A 21,756-nucleotide genomic window follows, 5' to 3' on the forward strand; every position below is an offset into this window, starting at 1 on the left:
CTTTATGTCGTTCCCAAATTGGATGGTGCGGCCGGAAATTGTGTTTTCTACATCACCAGTAATTCCAGTTGTCGTAATTAAAGAAATAGAGCATGCTCTACCTTTAGCTACAGCGTTATTTGCAGGTGGTATCCATATACTCGAAGTTACACTTAGAACGCCAATTGCTTTAGAAGCCGTTAAGTTACTTATAGAAACTTTCCCTGAGGCTCTCATTGGGGTGGGCACAGTAACCACCCCAGAGCAATTAAAACAGGTTGCAGACATCGGTGCAAAATTTGCATTGAGTCCTGGAAAAACACAAGCCCTGTTAACCGCTGGATGTACTTCAAGCATTCCATTAATCCCCGGAGTATCAAGTGTATCTGAATTAATGGAAGGATTAATTTTGGGGTATACCCATTTTAAATTTTTCCCTGCAACTGCAGCGGGCGGACCCAATATGTTACGGGCGATGCATGGTCCTTTTCCGCAAGCTAAATTTTGTCCAACAGGAGGAATTAATGGGGCGAATTTTTCTGATTATCTGGCATTGCCTAATGTTTCGTGTGTTGGTGGTTCCTGGGTAGTACCTGAAGAGGCGATTAAAAAAGGTGATTGGGCATTAATTACGGATTTATCTCTTGCTGCGCGTCAGAGTGTCAGAGGATGGGGGTAGATAGAAATTAGCCTGATGATTTTCCGGTTAGTTCTAATGTTTTTTATCCAAAAATTTTAGATTGTCAATCAAGGAGTTAGATATGACATGGATTGTTGCAGTTATCGGTTCGGTCGCTGGTTTTTTGTTTGGTTATGATGAGGGAATCATTGCGGGCTCTATAGAGTTGGTCAAAAATCATTTTGACTTAACTGCCACTCATGTTGGTGTAATGGCTTCAGCGTTGCCCTTTGGTGCATTGTTCGGATCGATGTTGATTGGTGCGATTACTGCATCAAAAGGAGTAAAACGTTTTGGTCGTCGCACATTACTGTCTTTCTCAGGAGTGTTGTTTTTTTTAGGAGCATTAGGTGCTGGATTTGCCGATTCAATTACCATACTCATTATTTCACGATTAGTGCTTGGACTGGCAATTGGTATGGCTTCAGTAATGGCTCCCTTATATTTGGCAGAAACAGCAACTTATGAGAAAAGAGGTGCAGTGGTTGCAATTTATCAATTGGCAATGACTGTAGGAATCGTCTGCTCTTATTCAGTCAATTACCTGTTCCTGGAGAACAATGATTGGCGTGCCATGTTTGCTTCAAGTGCGTTCCCGGCTCTGGTTTTATGCATCGGAATTTTACTCATGCCAGAGTCTCCTCGATGGTTGTGCAGTGTAGGACGTCGTGATGCTGCATCAAATGCTTTAAAAAAACTACGTAAAAGTCATTCAATCGAGCATGAGTTGATGGATATCGAAATGACATTGGCTAATGAACCTATAAAGGGAAGCTGGCTGTTGTTGTTTAAGAGTCCTTTATTACCTGTTTTGATCTTAGGTACAATGCTATTTTGTTTACAACAATTGAGCGGAATTAATGTAGTCATCTATTTTGCACCTGAAATTTTTAAAAATTTGGGTATGAATAGTACTACCGGACAAATATTAGCAACCATTGGCATTGGTCTCGTTAATTTACTGGTAACGGTTATTGCCATGCTTAGTGTGGATAAAATAGGTCGGCGTAAACTCCTCTTATTTGGTTTTTCTGGCATGTGTTTCAGTTTGTTGTCCTTATGTATGTTTTCAGTATATCAAGTCATTTGGCTTCCTTATTTGTCAGTTGCTTGTCTCATTCTTTATATTTTTTCTTTTGCTGTGAGTGTCGGACCGATACCGCATATTGCAATGGCAGAAATATTTCCTCTGCACGTGCGTGGCGCAGGAATGGGTTTCTCTGCCATGAGTAACTGGACTTTTAATACAATCGTCATTTTTAGTTTTCCTCTCTTAGAAAAAACGATGGGTATTGAATATACTTTTGCTTTGTATGCGGTGATTTGTCTTTTAGGCCTTATGTATACTTATTTTTATATGCCTGAGACAAAAGGTATTAGTCTTGAACAAATTGAGAATTACATTCTGTCAGGTAAGCCACTGCGTTTATTAGGGCGTGAAGAGGTACTGCCGACCGAGGATGTTGGTAAAAAAGAACCGACTTATTTGGCCTCTACCTAGAAGAGAATAAAAAAAACTAGCCATTGGTTTTGCAAAAACCGTTGGCTAGTCGGGAACTCATTGAAGATTATTTTAATTTGTTGGTTAGTTTATCTCTTAACTCAATCGCACGTAAAACAGCTACATAACTCCAGGTTAGCGAAGGTGCTCCTTGTTGGACCCCAGTATTTAAATTAATTTGCTCGCTTAATTTCATGTCTTTGCCATATTTTTTTATAAGCTTCAGATAATTATCACCAACTTGGATGTGTTTCGCTATTGTTGATTGATTTCCCTTGGTTAAAGGTAAATTATCAGCAAGTGTGTAGTAATACTCAGCCATAGTTGCAGTTAAAATAAACCAAGGATTACCTATACCATTAGTTTGATATCCATCGTAGGTATCCCCGGGATAGCGACCGAATAAAATTTCACCTGAATGATTGTTATTAATTGGGAACATTGAATTAAACTGTTCATACAAAGCATCTACTGTATTTTGGACGTAGAGGCTACCTGGAGTTAAAACACCATCTTTTTGGAGATTAAATAAAATGCCTAAAATTATAGATGAATCAAGCTCTAAGGTTTTTTGTGGACCGGGATGGGGCAAAAGCGTTGCTTGAATTGTTTTATGCACTGGATCCAAATGCTCCATGAGGCGTGTGTCTATCAGTTTTGCTTGTTGTTCATAATAAACTGCCGCTTCATTATCGTTGAGCCGACGAGCAAGGGCTGCGCCTTCATAAAGTGCTTTTTGCTGAGCCATAGCAGTAAAGAAATGATATCCATACACCTCTTCCCAAAGATCATAATTTTTATCAGACCAGTGATGGGCTGTATATTCCAAATCCATTTTAATAACGCCCATTGAATTTGGATCTAAATTGCTATTATAAAGATTGGCCTGTACATATTCTGCTTCATCATCATCCAGTAATTGTTGCGCAAATCGAATTAGAACAGAAGCTCTCAAGGCTGGGCCATCATTTTGTGGTCTGCCCCAAGGTCCATCAAAAGGATAACCATTAATATAAAATTTGGGTTCTCCCAATATATCTTGCCCAGGTGATGGATCATATTGATGCTGAAGCTTTTGACTCCAAGAAATGTAATTAAATAAGCGTTCTTTATATCCAAACGCATGCGTGGATTCATACCATGTCTCAATCAATGCCATTGCAATTGCCGAGTCGCGAATCCAGTCATAATAGTAATCTGGATTTTGTTTTGAAGGTGCGGCTACTATTGCTCCATTAGATTGAATATTGGCAAAAAAATGTTGTCTAAGTTTTTGGACATCTTCAAAACTAAATACAGAACTGATTGCTTGAGAAACAAAAAATATCATTAAAAAACAGATCCTTTTCAATATAATCTCCTATTAAAGTCGAACGATTTCATAGTACATTAAATTGATTGGACAGAGTATAGAAAAGTTCATGAATTTGGAGCCCGATGCAGCAAATTGGAACCCGGGTTATGGCTGTTAAGTTTTCACTGGATTTTCTTTGTCACCTACTGGTTCCAATAACTAGGAATTTCCGGGTCTGCTTATTATTTGTGAGATCATGAAGTAAACGGCGGGAAGCACAAACAAAGTAAATAACGTACCAATGCATAGGCCTCCAATGAGCACTGTGCCTATAGCATGCCGGGCTTCAGCTCCAGCATCATGTGAAAGTACTAACGGGATGGCACCAAAAACCATAGCACCTGTCGTCATCAGAATAGGGCGCAGCCTTAATGAGCACGACTTTTTTATTGCATCTGCCAAGGTAAGGCCCTCTTGTTGCAATTGATTAGCAAATTCTACAATTAAAATACCATGTTTACTGATTAGTCCAACTAATGTGACTAAGCCGACTTGAGTAAAAATATTTAGAGATTGGCCAAATAAATAAGCGAACAGCAAGGCGCCAAAACAAGCCAAGGGTACGGTGAACAAAATGATGAGCGGGTAAACAAAATTCTCAAATTGTGCTGCAAGAATGGCATAAATAAAGAGTATCGCTAAAGCAAATAACAAAACCATAGTATGCGACGATTCATTATATGCCTTGGCCGCACCAGCCCAACTTAATTTGTATTGGTTGGGAAGATTGTTTTTTGCCAGCTCCAAGAGCGTATTCATTCCCTTTTTAACGGAATGATTTTCAGGTAATTGGGCATATAAGGTTGTAGAGCGCATTTGGTTGACATGCTCTAATGCAGTTGGTTGTGCTCGTCTTTTCATTTGAGCCACTGAACCTAAGGAAATCCGTTTTCCGGAGGGAGCTGTAAGATAAAGTTCATCCAGAGTCCAGGGTTTCGATGAACCTTGCAAGGTCAAATTGTAAGATACACCATCTTTTTGAAATGATAGGGACTTATCACCACTGAAAAAAACTTCTATGGTTTTTGCTAATTGTATGGGGGTCAATCCTAATTGAGCTAAGGCATTTTTATCTATATTCACTGAGTAGCCCATCGAATCAAGACGTAAATCATAGCGAGTAGAAGTAAATTTTTTGCTTTGATCCAGTATTTTTTTCAAGTGCTCCGTTGCTTCAAATAATTGTCGGAAATTTTCGGTGGTGGAAATAACCAGTTCTAGTTCTGAATTATTGCGTGCATCTTCAACTCCTGGTAATCCTGAGTCCCAGCTCCAGACAGAAGCATCGACTGAAGGTAGCCGCTGTGTTTGAGGTTTTAATGAATTAACAATTTGTTCTGCAGAGCGAGTTCTTTGTCGATGAGGTTTTAAAGGCATAACAATGCTGCTACCCCAATTTCCTAAAAATGTTAATGTATTTTTTGCCTCGGGAACTATACCGATTGATTTTTGCATGAGTTTTGTATTGGCTTCTAGGGTATCTAAGTTATCGCCAGATAGAGGTGGAGTATAAATTCCTATCAAACCACGATCTTCTTTGGGGGCAGTTTCTGCAGGCATTATTTTGTAGAAGAGCAGGCTTAGGCCCAATGAGAGAAATAGTACGAGTAGCGTTGTTTTTTTTCGATAGATAATGATATTTAGTAATTTATAGTAATACTGAGCAAGGTTACTCAGGAACCTGTCAATCGCAGGCCATAAGTGTTTTGTATTTTTATGCAGGAACGTAGCACACATCAAGGGTGAAAGCGTCAAGGCTACCATTCCTGATATGAATACACTTCCTGCCAGGGCAACGGCAAATTCAATGAATAATTGTCCAATCATGCCATCAATCAACGCAATAGGTGCATAAACGCTGGTTAAAGTTAGCGTCATCGCAATGATGGCAAAACCTATTTGTTTGGATCCCTTAAGTGCTGCATCCATGGGCGATAAATTGTCTTCGATGTGTCGCCATATATTCTCAAGAACAATAATGGCATCATCTACAACTAAACCAACAGCCAATACCATCGCAAGAAGTGTCATTTGATTTATGGTAAAGCCTGCAATTTTCAAAAATAATAAAGAGCCTAAGAGGGAAATGGGAATTGCGATTAATGGAATAATTGTAGCGCGTATATTTCGCAAAAAGATGAAAATGATGACCAAGACTAAGAAAGTGGATTCAAGAATTGAAGACTGTATATTTTTAAGGGATGCTTTAATGAATTCAGATTGATCAATGATGATTTTGGTCTTGATGTCGTCAGGCAAACTTTTTTTCAAGGTTCTTAGTTCTTGGCGAACACTTTGTGATACCTCAATGGGATTTGCATCATTAGCGCGATTGACTGCAAGCACTAAACCTGGATGGCCATTAACCTTAACGCGAAATTGGCTATTGTCGGTAGTTAATTGAATTTTGGCTAATGATTTCAGAAAAACAGGATGATGGTTTTGAGTTTTAATTACTAGATTTTCATAGTCTGCTGGAGTGTTTAATTCAAAATCAAGTGTAGTAGGGATCTTATTTTGATAATTACCTGCTGGTAGGGATAAATGGTTACTAGCAATTGCATTGGCAATCTCATCGACATTAATTCCAAACGTGTATAACTTCTTTTGATCTAACTGAATAGTATAAGTGAAGGGTTGTCCCCATATATCGACTGAGGCAACTCCCTTCAGACTACGAAGCGTATTTTTCAGATTCAAATTTGCATAATGTGTGAGCTCTCCAAAATTTAAAGAAGAAGACTCCATGGCAATGCCTATAAAAGGTAAGCCATCAGCTTGTCGTTGACGTTCGATAACGGGTGCTTTCACTGTTGAAGGAAGTTGAGCCTGTGCTAAGCGTGCTGCCTCATGCGCAGCATTCAGAGCTTTGTCCATGGAGGTTCCTGGACGAAATCTTAAGGTAATGTAAGAATTTCCTTGATTAGAACGAGAAGTCATCAGTTCTAATCCTTCTACTCCAGCAAGCTGGTCCTCGAGTATATTAGTTACTACAGATTCTACTAATTCAGGGCTGGCATTTGGATAATTTGTGCTTATCGTAATGACTGGAAAGCTGATGTTGGGATATTCTCTTAAAGGTAACGAATTAAAACACAGTATACCCAAGAGCAGAACCATGCAATTAAGGATGATCGCAATCACTGGATGTTTTAAGAAATAGCTTGTAAATTTCATAAGAGGATGATTAACCTTTATAAATTGCGACTTCTAGTCCTGGATATAATCGCTCGGGGCTTTTACTTACTATTTGATCTCCGGATTTTAATCCCGAAATAATTTCTACCTTGTCTCGTTCTTGTATCCCTGTTTTGACTGCTGTAAGTTCTATTTGTTTATTTACGACCTTATAAACATGAGTTTTACCTTGTTTAAGAAATAATGCTTGTGTGGGAATAACCAATGCGTCTGTTTTTTTAGTCACCACGAGTTGGCTGGATATGCTGGCTCCTACTAAGCAGTGAGTACATTGAATATCAACATCTGCTGGGCACATATGAGTTTCATCATCGATCATTTTTTGTACGTGATTTAAATGATAAAGTTTGCCCAATATATAAATTGGCTGGTTTTTTTCAATTGAGTGATTATTAGTGCAGGGAAGATCAATTTCAACAGTTAATGAGCCCGGATCGTAGATGGTAACTACCGGTGCGCCTTCAGTTACTTGAGCCCCTTCTTTAATTTTAAATGCGCCAATAACGCCGTCAAATGGTGCATAAAAACGCATATTTTTTAATTCAATTTTGGTTCTTGCTTTTTCCTTTTGTGAATCGATCCAGATTCTTTTTTTCTCTTCCACTTCTCGTGCACTGACAAATCCTGTTTTTTGCAAATTTTTAAGGCGTTGATATTGAGTGTTTTCCAATTGTTCTGTTTCTTTAGAGAGTTGGTAGCTTCGCTCAATGTCTGGATTGATTATTTTAGCAATCAAGTCACCTTTTTGGACTATTTGCCCTGAGCTCATGAAGGTGTCTAGCATTCCAGAGCTTTTGGCAATAAGAACAGTTGCATGTTTGGGGCGTATAGTGCCAATAAGCGTTATCTTTTTTTCAATTGCAGAGGGCATTATGGTAACTATCTCTACTATTTTAGGGGATGGGGTAGAGGATTTGGTCTCTTGGTAATAGAACGCATAATAAATGCCTAAACCAGCAAGCAGAATGCTCGAAAATGCAATAATCTTGAATTTAGAACCGAGGATACTCCATAGTTTGGCAAAGAGTACCCGGGGCTTCAAGAGATGCTCCTGAGTTGAGAATCGGATTGCACATGCGCCATTGTAATTATGGCTTTTCTCCATAAAGGGTCGGTATTCATACTCGGAACGTTAATTAATTCTTTACCACCAAGTGTTATCCATTGTTCTTTGAGACGGATTCCAATTTCTTCAAGTGTTTCCAAACAGTCGGCTACAAAAGAAGGGCAAACAATAATAAGTTTTGTAATTCCTCGAGTTATCAATTCAGCTAGAATCTGATCCGTATAAGGCTTGACCCAGGGGGTTTTACCCAATCTTGATTGGAATGCGGTACTATAGCTATTGGGAGATAAGCCGAGTTCCAGTGCCAATAATCGACTGTTTTCATAACATTGAGCTCTATAACAACCGTGAATATCATCTGTTAATTTAGGGCAGGATCCAGTACAAATAGTCTTACAACTGCTTTTAGTAATTTGGCGTTCTGGAATTCCGTGATAGCTAAAAAGTACATGAGAATGCTCTTCAAGAGATGCTTTAATGGTTTGGGCTTGCGCTTTCAGGTATGCCGGATGTTGAAAAAAATTACTAATGATTTTGATTGATGGAATGAGATCCCAGCTGTTGATTATACGCATGGCCTCTGCAATGGATGAGCCACTAGCCGCTGATGAATATTGTGGGTATAAAGGCAGGATAGTAATGGATTCGCAATGTTTTAACTGATTTAACGCGGTTGCAATAGATGGTTCCCCATAACGCATGCCAAGGGCAATGATATGTTCTGAGCCCACTTCTTTTTGCAATTGATTCACTAAATTTTGGCTATGGAATAGCAAAGGCGAACCCTGTTCAGTCCATATAGATTGATACGCATGGGCAGAGCGTCTTGAACGGAACGGTAAAATAAATGTATAAACCAGCGCATAGCGCAGCAAAGCCGGGAGATCGATGACACGCTTATCAGTAAGAAATTCGCGTAAATAGTTCCTGACAGATGAGGTATCTGCATTCTTGGGGGTGCCAAGATTTATGAGTAATAAACCATGCTTCATCAGTAAATTTCTAACCTTAAAAAGAATAAGGTCATCATACATGAAGACGGTTTATAATTCAGTACTTGTGTAAAACTAAGTCTTTCTTGGCTTATGGACGCAGCACCACCAAATGATACTGCGTTTACTTAATTAAGCCATTTCAATATCAGCACTTTCATTAAGTACAATTACATTAGCTGCATGCAGACCTTTATCACCTTGTTCAACATCATAATTGACTGTTTGTCCGGGAACTAATGTTTTGTAGCCTGTACCATGAATAGACGAGAAATGAACAAAAATATCATCGCCACCATTTTCTGGAATAATAAACCCCCAACCCTTGGCATTATTAAACCATTTTACTTCGCCTTTAGCCATATTTCCTCCTTTTCTAGAGTCTCATTGCTTAAACTCTATTGTTTCTCAATTGCTTTGACTTTTTGGGTAAGCTGAGCAACTGCATTTATCCATAAATGACAAGTGAACCTATTTTTTTATAGGTTGTTTTAACATAACGTAAAATAGACTTATTACTCAATAGTATTTGTTATAAAAAATATAATTGTGTTAATAATTCCTTAAGTTGTTTATGCTAATTTACTAGATATAGACGTAATAGAAGGAATTCAGATGAGTCAATACAGTACTTCTAAAATGTTAGGAAAACTGGCTGCCGGACAAAGCAATCCCCGTATTGAAGAAGTTTCGCAGGCAACAGAGGAGGTTGGACAAGAATTTGCTGTGCCTCAATTAATGCCCTCTACAAAAAAATCACCTGAGGAATTAGAAATGAAAAAAGTCCTAAACAACATCTTAGGGGCTTCATTTTCAAAAGGATATTCCCCAATGGATAAAAAATAATTAATTCAATTGTCATCCGTACTTTTAGTCCTCTCCTTGCTGAAGAGGACTAAATTTTGAATGTTAAGCTCAATAACCTATAGTATTCATTAAATATACGAATTGTCGTAAAAATATTATAAATTTTGTGAAATACCAAGGTGCCAAAGCCTTTATTTAGGTATATACTTTTCAAAAGAGGCTATCATTTTTGAGACTTGGATATGGCAGGATTTGCTGAAACTGCACATTGGAGAGATTCCGCTCGAAGCGCTCGATTTTTTATAGTTGATGCTCGAGCCGCGTTTCCTATTTTTTTATTTCTAATGCACATTAGGATCTGGACAGGGATATTGGTTTTAGTCTCTGCAGTGTTTTTTGGCATTCTTGAGCATTACGGTTTTACAGTGCCTGTTTTTTTAAGGTGGATAAGGAGCGTTTTGGCCGGTTCGCTTAAGTCTTCAAAACCCTGGTGGCGATAACATGGAACGAGATATCAGTAAATGCATGTCAGTTATTGCGGCAAGTTTAAATGCAAAATTTTATCTTAATGATAGATTCGTGAGTTATGAGGAAGTTTTTGTTGATACTGGTTTGCTGCCAGCAATTGCGAAACGAGCGGATCAACTGTGTTCCCTGTGTCTTGGGTATGGATTAGGGGCTACATTTGATGAAGCAGAAGGTGCTTTGTTAGGACTCCGAGTGATTTTTGATGAAGTAACGCCGAATGTATTACGTTTATTATGTATGACTGATGTGTTAAATGAGTTAATTCAAGGTGGACCAAGTCGTGATTATACTCCTTTAGATGAATTAATGTACGACTAGGCGAACTTTTTAAAATTAATTGTAAAGAAATCGAAAGCACTGACGATTTTGAATACATCTGCAATATATTTTGATAAACTAGGTTTATTAGAGTTTTTATGTTTTTAGGGGTGACGTGATGGGATTTTTGAAAAGAGAGAGTTTTTTTGCTCACGAGCACGGACAAAGCGAGCCAGCTGCTACAGAAGCAGGTAAGGGAATTGATGGCTTAATGCAGACTATCCAAAAAATGGAAACAGTGGCTTTAGCAAAAGCTGATAAAGAGGGCTTGAGTTTGCTTGAAGAGGCAATAAAAAATCTAAATGCTGTAAAGAATGTAATAACTCAAGGTCCTGAAGCGTTGCAATCTTTGCAAACCAAAGAAGTGAAACAACAAAATCAAGTTGCAACACCACTATTCCATGAAGCTAAGCAACAACTTCAAACATCTAAACAACAAGAGGTAGCCCAAGAAGAAGTCGAAAATGAAAGTGGGTCTCGTTTAGGAATGAGTTAATATTAACTCTCAGTAAAAATTTAAGCTTTTTTTGTTCTGTTCACAAAGGGAATTTAAGCCTCTTTGTGGACTTTATCTTTTTTATATATCTCGAAATTACTGTTATACTCCTTAATATTGCATCGATTTTTGCAGAGTGTTTCATTCTTATAAGGTTACATTTGATGTTATGAAAAAAGATACGTTCACCGAAGAGCATAATGACGCGATTCTTAAAGCATTGGATTATGCAATTCAAAATGGGCCTTGGGATAAGTCAAATTTTTTGCGGTCAATTGGTAATCGCCTGGTTGGAATTCGCGATAATTTTGCCAAAAAACTTAGTGCACGAAGCGAAGAGCAAATTCGCTCTGATGCTCATTTAGCAAATCGTCTTGCTCTACGAAGTGGTCAACAGGAAGTTTTTGTTTCTTTATATTCTTCGGATGGCTCTAATCTTTCATCTTGGGAAAGAATAATCGCCAATTTACCCCGTCAAATGATTTCTCGCCCAATCTACACTAATGAAGATCAGGTAACAGCCGTAATCAAATCAAAAGAAAATAAACAGAATGAGGCTTATGTCGCGATTTATATTAATAAAACAGATATTATCGCTCTTTCTCCTGATAAAACTTTATATGATAGATTAGGTAATCCCTTATTAACTTTGAAAGATAGAGCTCTAGACCTAGAAAATATTACTCGTTTTGTTCATCTAAGTGGTGTTTATAAATATTCACGTGGTCGTTTGATTAAAGAACAGTGAGCCTGTTTTAACGTTGTATAAAAGCATAGATATACTTGCGAATCTCTCGCAAAATTAGCTTAGAGCGGTATATACTTAAAGCAAACAAATTATTTTGAAGTAATCATTAATGGCACAACAACCACAACAACAAGGTCAAGATAGTGGCATGGGTCCAATATGGGTCATGGTACTGTTGTTTATTACTGTGTTTTTTATATGGAAAATGGGACATCAGTATATTGTGATGGTTGTTTTTCAAATTAATATTTGGCAAGCAAAGCTTGTAAATTTTTTTATTCATAATGACGAGTTAGCAAATTGGATTCAAGTCATGCAGACAGTAGATCCTAATGCGGTAAATTGGGATCAACTGGTCGCGACAACTCGTGAAGTTGGCAACTTCATGCGTTATCCCGTGGTTCTTGTCCTACTTGTCCTGGCAGTTCTTTTGTATCAGTCAAATATTACTCTAAAGTTTCGCAAAACGTACGATATGAAAAAATTACGTGAACAAGAGCAATTTAACTGGCCTGCAATTATGCCCATAGTTAAAGAAAATTTGGTAGATGAAGACATAAATAAAGGTCCTTGGGCTATGGCTCTTACTCCAATGGAGTTTGCGCGCAAATACAATTTATTAAAAAAAGAAGATGTATTATTAGACAATCCTGTACCGGGTCAGGAGATGACTGCAGGGATACGAAAAGGAGATGCGAAACGAGTTTTTACCCTGCAATTAGGGCCATACTGGGATGGTTTTGAGCATTGTTCGCCACAAGCTTATGCATTAGCTGCTGTTTTCCTTGCTCGCATTAATCGGGATAGAGATGCTGCAAATAATATTTTAGCAACGTTAGATAGAAGTTATGTTGCAGGGAAGCTTGATTATTCTGTTGCTAGACCAACAATAGAAAAATATAAAAACACAGAAATTATACAGGAAGTTGTTGCAAAACACGCCTATACTTTAAGTGTAATGGCTTCATTACTTGAAAAGGCGCGAGATGATGGGGTTGTTCCGAGCGCTGAATTTTTATGGTTAAGACCTGTTGATAGACGTTTATGGTATATGCTCAATTGTGTTGGTAGACAAACACCTTTTTCAGAAGTTGCAGGTCCGTTTGCTCACTGGAAAGCAGAGAAGGAAATGGGACGTCGTTCTTTGGTGCCCATGATAGACGAGGCAATTAAGGCTTTGGAAATTGCCATAAAAGAAGTTAAGTTAACACCCCGACAAATGCAGGAGTTAGAGCCATGATGCGTGGCATTGAATCACGTCATGAGTTAGATCCCACACTTTTACTTAGGGATACTCGGACCTTGACGCAGAGATTAGCTGATTTCTTCGCTGATCCAACTAATATCTCAATTATACTTTTTACTTTAGCGGCAATGTCTTATTATTTTTCCGAGGCAGCAACATTCCTGATGCTTGTTGGTGCTGGAAGTTTTCTTTACAGTTACACTCGGAAACAAAAATTACCTTTTCGGCTTCCGCTAATTTCCAGGGTAAAAGATTACAACGATATGAAGCCAGGTGTTAACAAGCCTAATATGGCTCGAGGAATCGCTTTCTTTGGTAATGATCGCAAAACAGGGCATGAGTTGTGGTTTGCTAATGATGATATGCGTACTCATGCGTTAATTTTCGGCTCAACCGGTAGTGGTAAAACAGAATGTTTAGTTTCTCTTGCTTTTAATGCCTTGGTCCAAGGCAGTGGATTTATTTATGTGGACGGTAAAGGTGATAACTCGCTCTATGCTAAAGTTTTTTCCATGGTCAGGAGCATGGGACGTGAAGACGATTTGCTTTTGATTAACTTTATGACGGGTGCGCGAGATATCATCGGCCCACAAGAAAGAAGACTTTCTAATACCTTTAATCCCTTTTCTCAAGGTTCTTCCAGTATGCTAACTCAGCTTGTAGTGAGTTTGATGGGCGATTCAAAAGGTGGTGGAGACGGAGACATGTGGAAAGGTCGTGCGATTGCCTTCGTAGAAGCTTTGATGCGACTTTTAGTTTATATGCGTGATGAGGGAGTCATCCTTCTGGATGCAGATACTATCCGTAACTACTTTGACTTAACTCGATTAGAAACGATTGTTGTTGATAAAATCTTTCCCCGTGATAATCAAGAAAGTGTTAACATCGAACAGATTCCAAAATTAGTTACAGACCCTTTACGTAACTACTTAAGCACCTTGCCAGGTTACAATAAAGAGAAAAAGGGAAAGCAAGTATCACAGGTTTTGGAGCAACATGGTTTTATTACCATGCAGTTGGTCAGAGCGTTTTCATCCTTGGCTGATACTTATGGACATATTGTTCGTACGAACCTGGCTGAAGTTGATTTTAAGGACGTGGTATTGAACCGAAGGATTTTAGTTGTGCTATTACCCGCTTTGGAAAAATCTCCCGATGAGTTGTCTAACCTTGGTAAAATCATTGTATCTTCATTAAAAGCAATGATGGCTGCAGGTTTGGGAGAGGACGTCGAAGGGGATTATCGAGATGTGATCTTGAGAAAGCCAACGAATGCACCCACACCTTATATGTGCATCCTTGATGAGTATGGATATTATGCAGTTCAGGGGTTTGCAGTGGTTCCTGCGCAAGCACGTTCTCTTGGATTCTCTGCGATATTTGCAGGGCAAGATTTACCAGCATTCCAAAAAGCATCTAAAGAAGAAGCTGCATCTATTGGTGCAAACACGAACATTAAAATATGTATGAAATTGGAAGATCCTACAGAAACATGGGATTTCTTCACCAAAACAGCGGGTGAAGCTTATGTAACTAAAGTGGACTCATTCCAAGCTAAAGATACCAGTATGGCTAATACCTATATGGATAGTAAAAGCTCTTCTTTTGAAAAGAGGGCTCGTGTTGATCTTCTGGATTTAAAAGAACAAACAGAAGGTGAGGCACATATATTCTTCAAGTCAAAAATTGTTCGTGCTCGTATGTTTTATGCGAATCCGAAACCTGTTAAACAGTTAAAATTAAATCAATTTTTAAAAGTAGAAGCGCCACCAGACGATTATTTGATGAAGCTACAAAGGCAATTGGCTTCATTCCAGGCAATACTCGAAAGCGGCGACTTATCAATTAACAAAACAGCAGAAAGTGAAGAAATTACGCTTATTTCTAAGTTGTTGCGTGAATCTCCCATACAAGAGCCAATAGAACGAGGTGTTTCTGCTCTAATTGCGTTTCATGGCCATAATGAGCCGGAGCCTGTTGAGGACTTGATTGAAGAAGAAGTCGAAGGCGCATTAACAATATTTAGTCCTTTACGAGAAAATGAAGGTGCACCGCCAATTTTAGTTAGTGATAAGGCTGCGTTTTCAGAGCCCCTATTACCCATTAACGAATCACGTAACCAGATGATGAATATTGAGCGTCTGGCTGGAGCTAAGGATAAATATGCTGGCACAGTAGCAAATGAATTGATTAAGGATTTTCAATTGGCTACCAGTTATCCGCCTGAGGAAAGAGATTTCATTGCTCCAGATGAGTTAACTGATTTAGTAAAATCTTTGTCAGAAAAAATTGCAATGGAACGTGAAAAAGCAGTTCAAAAAGGTGAAACAGAGTAAACTATACCAGATTTTAATTCACTCTCCTTCATTATATTGTCAATATTATCTAGATTCTTTGGAAGAAATTTAGCCATGTTGGTTCATGGCTAAAAACGCTCAAAATGCTTTATCACAAACTTTATTTCTTAAGCACTAAACTCCCTGATGACTATTTTACCATTGAAAAAAAATAAACCTAGACGCCATGTTTTTATTCAAAAAAGTGTAAAGCAATAAATAAATTTTTAAAAAAATAGCTATTTTATCGAATTCATTGTAACGTAATGATTTGTATCCTTTTCTTAAAGATGGAACAGACAACAGAACTACAGTCAGAATCATTTTAAAATGGTCATTTTGAAATATGAGGATAGTGAGTGAGATCAGTACGTATTAATCTAATTCAGGCTGTTGGACTGATTGTCTTGTTGACCTTGACTGCCTGCAAAAGAGACTATTGGGCACTAGATAAAGAGGAGCCTAAATATCCCTGTAAGGTTCTTGGTGCCTGCGATGCTACCATCATGAAGCTCGCTAAAAAACTAAATAAAAAAGGGGTAAAGGTAATTACTATTGGTCAGGATTATATGATCAGTATCCCGGCTAGTTATCTGTTTGAACCGGAAACACCGCATCTAAAATGGAAGTCCTATTCATTACTTAATGAAATTGCTGTATTCCTGAAACAGTTTCGAAAAATTGCAATCAATGTGGCGAGTTACAGTAACAAATATGTATCACCACAAAGAGAACACGCATTGACTTTAGCCAGATCGCGAGTCGTTGGTGAATATCTTTGGTCTCAGGGAGTGGATAGCCGTTTTATCTTTACACAAGGATTAGGTAGTGATAAACCTATTATTGGATTCACTAAAGGTGGTGATAATTCAATAAATGCGCGCGTAGAGATTACATTTAGGCGAGCTGTCGCATAGGGGAAACAATGAGTCGCGAAACTTGGGAATTGATAAAAAATAGCAAAAATTTCTATGTTATCTCCTACAGACGTGGATTAATTACTTTAATTATATCCTCGATTGTGAATTGCATTTTTGGAGTTTTAATCGCTTACATTCATTTAACAGAGCCCGAACGGGATTATTATGCAACAAGTGGAATATCACCACCTATTCAGTTGCAGCCCCTTTCGGCTCCGAATTTTACGCCAAATGCGTTACTTCCTCCTGATCCACCTGCGGAGAGTGAGGATAAATTGATACCACAATAAGCAATAAATAGAGGATATTATGGCTGAAGATGCCTTGACAGTTGTCGCACTAAGAAACAAATTTTATAAAGACAGCCAGCGTAAAGTAATGCTTGCATTGTTAATTGCTCTTATTGTCAATATAGTTCTAGCTTCGTTATTGGTATATATGATTACCCATCCGCCAGCTCCCAAATATTTTGCGACCAGTATTAATGGCCGTATCACACCGCTTTTTCCTTTAAATGAACCAAACCAATCAGATTCTGCAGTATTGCAATGGGCAAACCAGGCCGCAATTGCAGCCTTTACTTATAATTTCGTCAATTATCGAGACGAATTACAAGCTTCATCTGGATTTTTTACACCTGAAGGTTGGGATCAATTTCTAAGTGCTTTACAACAATCAAATAATCTGGATGCAGTCAAAGCTAAAAAACTGATTGTTTCGGCAGTTGCAACACGAGCGCCCATTATCTTACAAAAAGGTGTATTAAATGGTAGTTTTTCATGGCGAGTACAAATGCCTATATTGGTAACCTATCAGAGCGCCAGTGAATTTACACAACAGAATAATGTGGTTACTATGCTGATTACACGTGTTTCTACTTTGAATTCGCCCAGAGGAATAGGTATATCGCAATTTGTTGTGGGACCTGCCGCAGGTGGAGTGTCTTAATGAAAAAGCTGAACTGGTTTTTGAAGTTTTGTTTGATCTCCGGAATAGCTTATTCTGTTCCGAGTCTTTCGTATGCGCAAGATCAATCTGATAGTGCGCAACAGGCATTACAACAGTTACGTTTGTTACAACAACGTTTATCACAAAATCAGCCAGCAGCGCAAAATCAGCTAGCAGGGCAGAATCAACCTGCAGGACAAAATCAGACTCCTGGACTCAATCCAACGCCTGCACAAGATCAAGGGCAAAATATTCCAATTCCTCTTGCAAATAATATTTATAAGCCTCCGGCGCAAAAAATTGCACCGAATCCAAATCCGAATCCTAATGCGCCGCAAGTAATGACTCAAAATGATGAGGAAATTATTGATAATAAAGCATATAAGGATATGACAAAGAGTCTCTATCCCTTGAATACAGAGCAAATTGTTCATTTAAAGCAATTGAATGAAACTATGGAATATGCTAAATCTTCACCTGTAGGCACACCTCCAAAACCTACAGCAACTTCTCAATTCGTCAATTTATCTCCAGGCTCTACTCCGCCCGTCATTCGTTTGGCACAGGGATTTGTCTCTTCATTGGTTTTTCTTGATTCATCCGGAGCTCCTTGGCCAATTGCCGCTTATGATTTAGGGGATCCAAACTCATTTAATATTCAATGGGATAAAACAAGCAATACGATAATGATTCAAGCACTAAAATTATACAATTACGGTAATTTGGCAGTCCGATTGAGAGGTTTAAATACTCCAGTAATGCTAACCCTTATACCGGGACAAAAAGCTGTTGATTACCGAGTTGATTTGCGTGTTCAAGGTTATGGACCAAATGCTAAAAGCATGCCTCTAGAAACAGGAATTCCTCCTTCAGCAAGTGAGTTGCTTCTTCATGTTTTAGATGGTGTACCACCACCCGGAAGTAAACGATTAAGTATCACCGGAGGAGATGCGCGTGCTTGGTTAGCTAACGACAGAATGTATGTTAGAACGAATCTTACTATATTGTCACCGGGCTGGTTAGCAAGTATGACCAGTGCAGATGGGACGCATGCTTATGAAATGCAAAAATCTCCGGTGTTATTGGTTTCCTGGCATGGGAAAGTCATGCAGCTCAAGGTAGAAGGGTTATAAATGGCTGGCAGAAAAGAAAATATAAAATCGCTTTTTTCAAATACTCGTACGCGAGTGATTATCATTTTTACAGTGGTACTCATATTGGTTGCTGTGGTGATAGGGTTTATAAAATTAAGATCTTTAAATACAGGTCCTTCAGCCGTTGCTACTCTTGGACATACACCAGGAGCGATTCAGTCAATCCCGGGTGTGCTCAATCCAACCGCTCAATATGCCAAATTGCAGGAAGAGCAGAACATTACTCAGGCACAAAAAGCAGAGCAAACCGGAGGAAGTGCTATTCCAACAATTATCCGAACCCAAGCTTTGGGTGAGGGAGTTGGCGTTATAGGTTCTCAAGGTGGTCAAAGTGGAGTAGGGTTCGCGACGTTAGCTCGTGAGAATGAAGAAGGATCTCAAAAGAGTCTTTGGTTGCAAGCACTTCAAAACGGGGGTTGCTCAAAGACGGTTGTTGATCAAGTTGTTAGCCAAGGAGCACAACTAACTGATCTAAAAGCAGCCTGTAGCTGTGCACAATTAAAAGATAATGGCTATTCTTTGAAGGATTTAAATCAAGTTTGTCCCTGTAAAGAATTAAAGGCTGCAGGATATAATGCAAGGCAGTTAAAAGATGCGGGATATAATGCTACACGTTTAAGAGACTGTGGTTTTAATGCATGCGAATTACGTAATACGGGCTTTACTGCATTGGAACTAAAAGATGCTGGATTTTCTGATGATGAATTGAAGGGGGCTGGTTATTCTCCAGAGGAAATAGCCAATGCCAGTGGTTTGCCGGGAGGAATCACTGCGGCGGATGTATTAAAAGCTGGGTGTAGTGTTGATGCGTTGACTAAATTACGTAAAGCCGGAGTTACCGCTTCAGCAATTCGAAGAATAAGTGGATGTAGTGCAGAACAATTAAAAGCGGCTGGTTTTACTGCTAAAGAGTTGCGTGATGCTGGATTTAGTGCGGCTGATCTCAAGAGAGCAGGTTTTACACCTGAAGAATTAAGAGCAGCAGGATATAGTGCTAGGGATTTATTAAATGCTGGGTTTACGCCAGATGATCTTGCGAAGGCTGGTTATTCTGCAGCTGATATAAAGGCTGCGGAGGCTGAATTGCCGCCAGGTATTACTCCTGATGATGTGAAAAAAGCAGGTTGTGACGTTGATGCTTTAAAAAGGGAAAAAGCTGCAGGGGTTAGTGCAACCCTAATTAGACAATATGCTGGATGTAGTGCCCAAGCATTAAAAGCAGCTGGTTTTACTGATGCTGATTTGGCGAATGCTGGCTTTTCGCCGCAACAAATAAGCGCTGCAACTCCATTGACTGATGCGCAAATCAAAGCAGCGGGTTGTAACCCCGACAATCTGAAGAAACTCTTCGCTGCCGGTGTTTCTGCCAAGCGCATTAAAGAATTAAATGGATGTAGTGCCGAAGCATTAAAAAATGCAGGATATGATGCCAAATCATTACTTGATGCGGGATATACACCAGCCCAACTTCTTGCTGCGGGATTTACTCCAAAAGATTTACAAAATGCAGGATTAAGTCCGGCAGATATCCTGGCAAGTGGTCGTGTTGCCGATTGCAGTGTTGAGTCATTGAAGAAAGCAAGAGCAGCGGGAGTGAGTGCACTGACGATTAAGAAAACACTTGGATGTTCTGCTAAAGCACTAAAGGATGCGGGTTATACTGCAAAAGAACTTAAAGATGCTGGTTTTACGGCGGCTGAGCTAAAAAATGCTGGCTTTAGTGCCAAAGACTTAAAAGATGCGGGTTTTAGTGCTAAAGAATTAAAGGATGCAGGTTTTAGTGCTAAAGAGTTAAAAGATGCGGGATTTAGTGCTAAAGAATTAAAAGACGCCGGTTTCAGTGCTAAGGATTTGAAGGATGCAGGATTTACAGCTGCACAGCTAAAAGCCGCTGGCTTTAATGCTAAAGAATTAAAAGACGCAGGATTTAGTGCCGCGGATTTAAAAAATGCTGGTTTCACTGCCGAAGAATTAAAAGCAGCAGGATACACTGCTGGAGATCTATTAAGTGCTGGATTTACACCAGAGCAACTTGACAAAGCCGGGTATTCTCCTGGAGAAATAAATGCAGCAGGAGCTACACTACCACCAGGTGTTACGCCTGATGGCATTAAAAAAGCAGGTTGTAGTGTCGATGCATTAAAAAAAGAGCGTGCTGCAGGAGTTAGCGCTGCACTAATAAAACAATATGCTGGATGTACTGCAGCTCAATTAAGAGCAGCTGGTTTTACTGCCCAAGAGCTAAAAGATGCAGGTTTTAGTGCCAAAGAATTGAAGGATGCAGGGTTTTCCGCTGCAGAATTAAGAGCAGCAGGCTTTAGCGCCAAAGATTTGAAAGATGCTGGATTTTCGGCCGCGGAGCTCAGAGCAGCTGGTTTTAGTGCCAAAGATTTAAAGGATGCTGGTTTTACAGCCGCAGAGTTAAAAGCAGCAGGTTTTGGTGCTAGAGATTTGGCTAATGCAGGGTTTACTTCTGATGATTTAAAAAACGCTGGATATAGTGCTTCTGAATTAGTGAATGCGTTTCAAGTAGCTGGTTTGGGGGCGCCAAATATCGATCAAGGCGCATTTAATGTTGGTGGAATCCCAACCTTAGGTCAAGGAGGGGCAGAAGGGGCTGTAACGCCAGGATCTGCTGCTAGCAATGAACAATTGCAAGCCATTATCAACAGGCAAAATCAACAAATGGCCGAGCAAAAATATCAACAGAAAATTCAGCAAAAAAGTTCTGATATGTTAAACGCCGCGAATCAATTAATTGCAGAATGGAAAAACGTACCAACACAGACATATACTTCGGGTAATGAAGAGAAAGGAGCTGGTGCTGCAGGAGCTGCAGGAATTGGTCCTGGCCCTGGAGGAGCAACTGTTACCCAGTCGGCAACAACTTCATCAACTACTGAAATAAATATGATTAAAACAGGCGATGTCCTTTTCGCTGTAATCGATACTTCAGTCAATAGTGATGAACCTGGGCCTATTCTTGCTACCATAGTTTCAGGAAGACTTAAAGGTACCAAACTAATTGGCAGCTTTAATTTACCTTCCAATGCCGACAAAATGGTTATTACATTTAATACCATGTCAATTCCGGGCGCACCAAAAACGGTTCCGATCTCAGCCTACGCAATTGATCCAAATACGGCAAGAACGGCGCTTTCCAGTAGAACAAACAATCACTTTTTATTGAGATACGGTTCATTGTTTGCTTCCTCATTTTTAGAGGGCTTTGGTAATGCATTCCAGTCTGCTAATACTACGGTCACCATAGGTGGTACAGGTGGCGGCAATAACGTAACCGTTGCAAATGGTGTTGGACGTTCTACTTTGGAAAATGCGGTGATAGGTTTAGCTACCGTTGGTAAGACGTGGGGGCAGCAAGCACAAGTTTTATTTAATAGACCTACAACTGTCGAGGTCTATGCTGGAACTCCTGTTGGGGTTTTATTTACTCAGGATATAAAATCTATTTAATTTGATGGTAGG

The 21,756-nt window shown here is 39.2% G+C and carries 19 protein-coding genes; 14 read left to right on the forward strand and 5 right to left on the reverse strand.

Annotation, left to right across the window (positions count from 1 at the left end):
* The first annotated feature begins 4 nt into the window (after window positions 1-4).
* The gene (locus BW930_RS01905; protein WP_058466675.1) at window positions 5-658 is read left to right on the forward strand and encodes a bifunctional 4-hydroxy-2-oxoglutarate aldolase/2-dehydro-3-deoxy-phosphogluconate aldolase; all 654 of its coding nucleotides are present in this window, start codon (window positions 5-7) and stop codon (window positions 656-658) included.
* A gap of 82 nt (window positions 659-740) precedes the next feature.
* Entirely contained in the window at window positions 741-2,159 is a 1,419-nt protein-coding gene (locus BW930_RS01910) for a sugar porter family MFS transporter (protein ID WP_058466674.1), read from the forward strand.
* 67 nt (window positions 2,160-2,226) lie between these two features.
* On the opposite strand, the gene BW930_RS01915 is transcribed toward BW930_RS01910, so the two are convergent.
* The 5 genes from BW930_RS01915 to BW930_RS01935 form a co-directional block, all read right to left on the reverse strand.
* Window positions 2,227-3,489 carry a glycoside hydrolase family 15 protein gene (locus BW930_RS01915; RefSeq protein WP_058466673.1) on the reverse strand — a complete coding sequence of 421 codons (1,263 nt, stop codon included), beginning with the start codon at window positions 3,487-3,489 and terminating at the stop codon, window positions 2,227-2,229.
* A 183-nt stretch (window positions 3,490-3,672) separates the two neighbouring features.
* Complete coding sequence (locus tag BW930_RS01920) at window positions 3,673-6,690, reverse strand: efflux RND transporter permease subunit (RefSeq protein ID WP_058466672.1); 3,018 nt, start codon at window positions 6,688-6,690, stop codon at window positions 3,673-3,675.
* Window positions 6,691-6,700: 10 nt separating this feature from the next.
* On the reverse strand, window positions 6,701-7,753 hold the full coding sequence (locus BW930_RS01925; RefSeq protein ID WP_058466671.1) for an efflux RND transporter periplasmic adaptor subunit: 1,053 nt from the start codon (window positions 7,751-7,753) through the stop codon (window positions 6,701-6,703).
* Window positions 7,750-8,769 carry a ferrochelatase gene (hemH, locus tag BW930_RS01930; RefSeq protein ID WP_058466670.1) on the reverse strand — a complete coding sequence of 340 codons (1,020 nt, stop codon included), beginning with the start codon at window positions 8,767-8,769 and terminating at the stop codon, window positions 7,750-7,752. Before hemH ends, BW930_RS01925 begins: the two co-directional genes overlap by 4 nt.
* Before the next feature lie 132 nt (window positions 8,770-8,901).
* On the reverse strand, window positions 8,902-9,132 hold the full coding sequence (locus BW930_RS01935) for a cold-shock protein (RefSeq protein ID WP_058466669.1): 231 nt from the start codon (window positions 9,130-9,132) through the stop codon (window positions 8,902-8,904).
* A 252-nt stretch (window positions 9,133-9,384) separates the two neighbouring features.
* Between BW930_RS01935 and BW930_RS01940 the strand changes: the two genes are divergently transcribed.
* The 12 genes from BW930_RS01940 (at window position 9,385) to dotG (ending at window position 21,744) form a co-directional block, all read left to right on the forward strand.
* Complete coding sequence (locus BW930_RS01940; protein ID WP_058466668.1) at window positions 9,385-9,615, forward strand: hypothetical protein; 231 nt, start codon at window positions 9,385-9,387, stop codon at window positions 9,613-9,615.
* A gap of 203 nt (window positions 9,616-9,818) precedes the next feature.
* The gene (icmT, locus tag BW930_RS17255) at window positions 9,819-10,076 is read left to right on the forward strand and encodes an IcmT/TraK family protein (RefSeq protein WP_058466667.1); all 258 of its coding nucleotides are present in this window, start codon (window positions 9,819-9,821) and stop codon (window positions 10,074-10,076) included.
* Between the two features lies 1 nt (window position 10,077).
* The gene (locus tag BW930_RS01950) at window positions 10,078-10,422 is read left to right on the forward strand and encodes a type IV secretion IcmS family protein (protein ID WP_058466666.1); all 345 of its coding nucleotides are present in this window, start codon (window positions 10,078-10,080) and stop codon (window positions 10,420-10,422) included.
* Between the two features lie 118 nt (window positions 10,423-10,540).
* Window positions 10,541-10,918: a hypothetical protein gene (locus BW930_RS01955; RefSeq protein WP_058466665.1), complete on the forward strand. Its 378-nt coding sequence runs from the start codon at window positions 10,541-10,543 to the stop codon at window positions 10,916-10,918.
* Between the two features lie 169 nt (window positions 10,919-11,087).
* Window positions 11,088-11,666, forward strand: coding sequence for a Dot/Icm secretion system protein IcmQ (gene icmQ / locus BW930_RS01960; RefSeq protein WP_058466664.1), 579 nt, complete (start codon window positions 11,088-11,090; stop codon window positions 11,664-11,666).
* A gap of 109 nt (window positions 11,667-11,775) precedes the next feature.
* Complete coding sequence (icmP, locus tag BW930_RS01965; RefSeq protein WP_058466663.1) at window positions 11,776-12,906, forward strand: type IVB secretion system coupling complex protein DotM/IcmP; 1,131 nt, start codon at window positions 11,776-11,778, stop codon at window positions 12,904-12,906.
* Window positions 12,903-15,248: a TraM recognition domain-containing protein gene (locus tag BW930_RS01970; RefSeq protein ID WP_058466662.1), complete on the forward strand. Its 2,346-nt coding sequence runs from the start codon at window positions 12,903-12,905 to the stop codon at window positions 15,246-15,248. Before icmP ends, BW930_RS01970 begins: the two co-directional genes overlap by 4 nt.
* A gap of 359 nt (window positions 15,249-15,607) precedes the next feature.
* Window positions 15,608-16,165 (forward strand): type IVB secretion system protein IcmN/DotK, encoded by a 558-nt coding sequence (gene icmN, locus BW930_RS01975; RefSeq protein ID WP_058466661.1) that lies wholly within the window; start codon window positions 15,608-15,610, stop codon window positions 16,163-16,165.
* 8 nt (window positions 16,166-16,173) lie between these two features.
* The gene (gene icmM, locus BW930_RS01980; RefSeq protein WP_058466660.1) at window positions 16,174-16,458 is read left to right on the forward strand and encodes a type IVB secretion system protein IcmM/DotJ; all 285 of its coding nucleotides are present in this window, start codon (window positions 16,174-16,176) and stop codon (window positions 16,456-16,458) included.
* Between the two features lie 19 nt (window positions 16,459-16,477).
* A complete protein-coding gene (locus BW930_RS01985; protein WP_058466659.1) occupies window positions 16,478-17,116 on the forward strand; it encodes a type IVB secretion system apparatus protein IcmL/DotI in 639 nt (212 codons plus the stop codon).
* The gene (locus BW930_RS01990; RefSeq protein WP_058466658.1) at window positions 17,116-18,249 is read left to right on the forward strand and encodes a DotH/IcmK family type IV secretion protein; all 1,134 of its coding nucleotides are present in this window, start codon (window positions 17,116-17,118) and stop codon (window positions 18,247-18,249) included. Before BW930_RS01985 ends, BW930_RS01990 begins: the two co-directional genes overlap by 1 nt.
* Complete coding sequence (gene dotG, locus BW930_RS01995) at window positions 18,250-21,744, forward strand: type IVB secretion system protein DotG/IcmE (protein WP_058466657.1); 3,495 nt, start codon at window positions 18,250-18,252, stop codon at window positions 21,742-21,744.
* Window positions 21,745-21,756: the final 12 nt, after the last annotated feature.

The sequence above is a fragment of the Fluoribacter gormanii genome (genome assembly GCF_900156395.1).
Lineage (GTDB): Bacteria > Pseudomonadota > Gammaproteobacteria > Legionellales > Legionellaceae > Legionella > Legionella gormanii.

Coding starts and splice junctions, on each gene's coding strand:
- BW930_RS01905 (WP_058466675.1), top strand. CDS start 5: ATGTCGTTCCCAAATTGGATGGTGCGGCCGGAAATTGTGTTTTCTACA.
- BW930_RS01910 (WP_058466674.1), top strand. CDS start 741: ATGACATGGATTGTTGCAGTTATCGGTTCGGTCGCTGGTTTTTTGTTT.
- BW930_RS01915 (WP_058466673.1), bottom strand. CDS start 3,489: ATGATATTTTTTGTTTCTCAAGCAATCAGTTCTGTATTTAGTTTTGAA.
- BW930_RS01920 (WP_058466672.1), bottom strand. CDS start 6,690: ATGAAATTTACAAGCTATTTCTTAAAACATCCAGTGATTGCGATCATC.
- hemH (WP_058466670.1), bottom strand. CDS start 8,769: ATGAAGCATGGTTTATTACTCATAAATCTTGGCACCCCCAAGAATGCA.
- BW930_RS01935 (WP_058466669.1), bottom strand. CDS start 9,132: ATGGCTAAAGGCGAAGTAAAATGGTTTAATAATGCCAAGGGTTGGGGG.
- BW930_RS01940 (WP_058466668.1), top strand. CDS start 9,385: ATGAGTCAATACAGTACTTCTAAAATGTTAGGAAAACTGGCTGCCGGA.
- icmT (WP_058466667.1), top strand. CDS start 9,819: ATGGCAGGATTTGCTGAAACTGCACATTGGAGAGATTCCGCTCGAAGC.
- BW930_RS01950 (WP_058466666.1), top strand. CDS start 10,078: ATGGAACGAGATATCAGTAAATGCATGTCAGTTATTGCGGCAAGTTTA.
- BW930_RS01955 (WP_058466665.1), top strand. CDS start 10,541: ATGGGATTTTTGAAAAGAGAGAGTTTTTTTGCTCACGAGCACGGACAA.
- icmQ (WP_058466664.1), top strand. CDS start 11,088: ATGAAAAAAGATACGTTCACCGAAGAGCATAATGACGCGATTCTTAAA.
- icmP (WP_058466663.1), top strand. CDS start 11,776: ATGGCACAACAACCACAACAACAAGGTCAAGATAGTGGCATGGGTCCA.
- BW930_RS01970 (WP_058466662.1), top strand. CDS start 12,903: ATGATGCGTGGCATTGAATCACGTCATGAGTTAGATCCCACACTTTTA.
- icmM (WP_058466660.1), top strand. CDS start 16,174: ATGAGTCGCGAAACTTGGGAATTGATAAAAAATAGCAAAAATTTCTAT.
- BW930_RS01985 (WP_058466659.1), top strand. CDS start 16,478: ATGGCTGAAGATGCCTTGACAGTTGTCGCACTAAGAAACAAATTTTAT.
- BW930_RS01990 (WP_058466658.1), top strand. CDS start 17,116: ATGAAAAAGCTGAACTGGTTTTTGAAGTTTTGTTTGATCTCCGGAATA.
- dotG (WP_058466657.1), top strand. CDS start 18,250: ATGGCTGGCAGAAAAGAAAATATAAAATCGCTTTTTTCAAATACTCGT.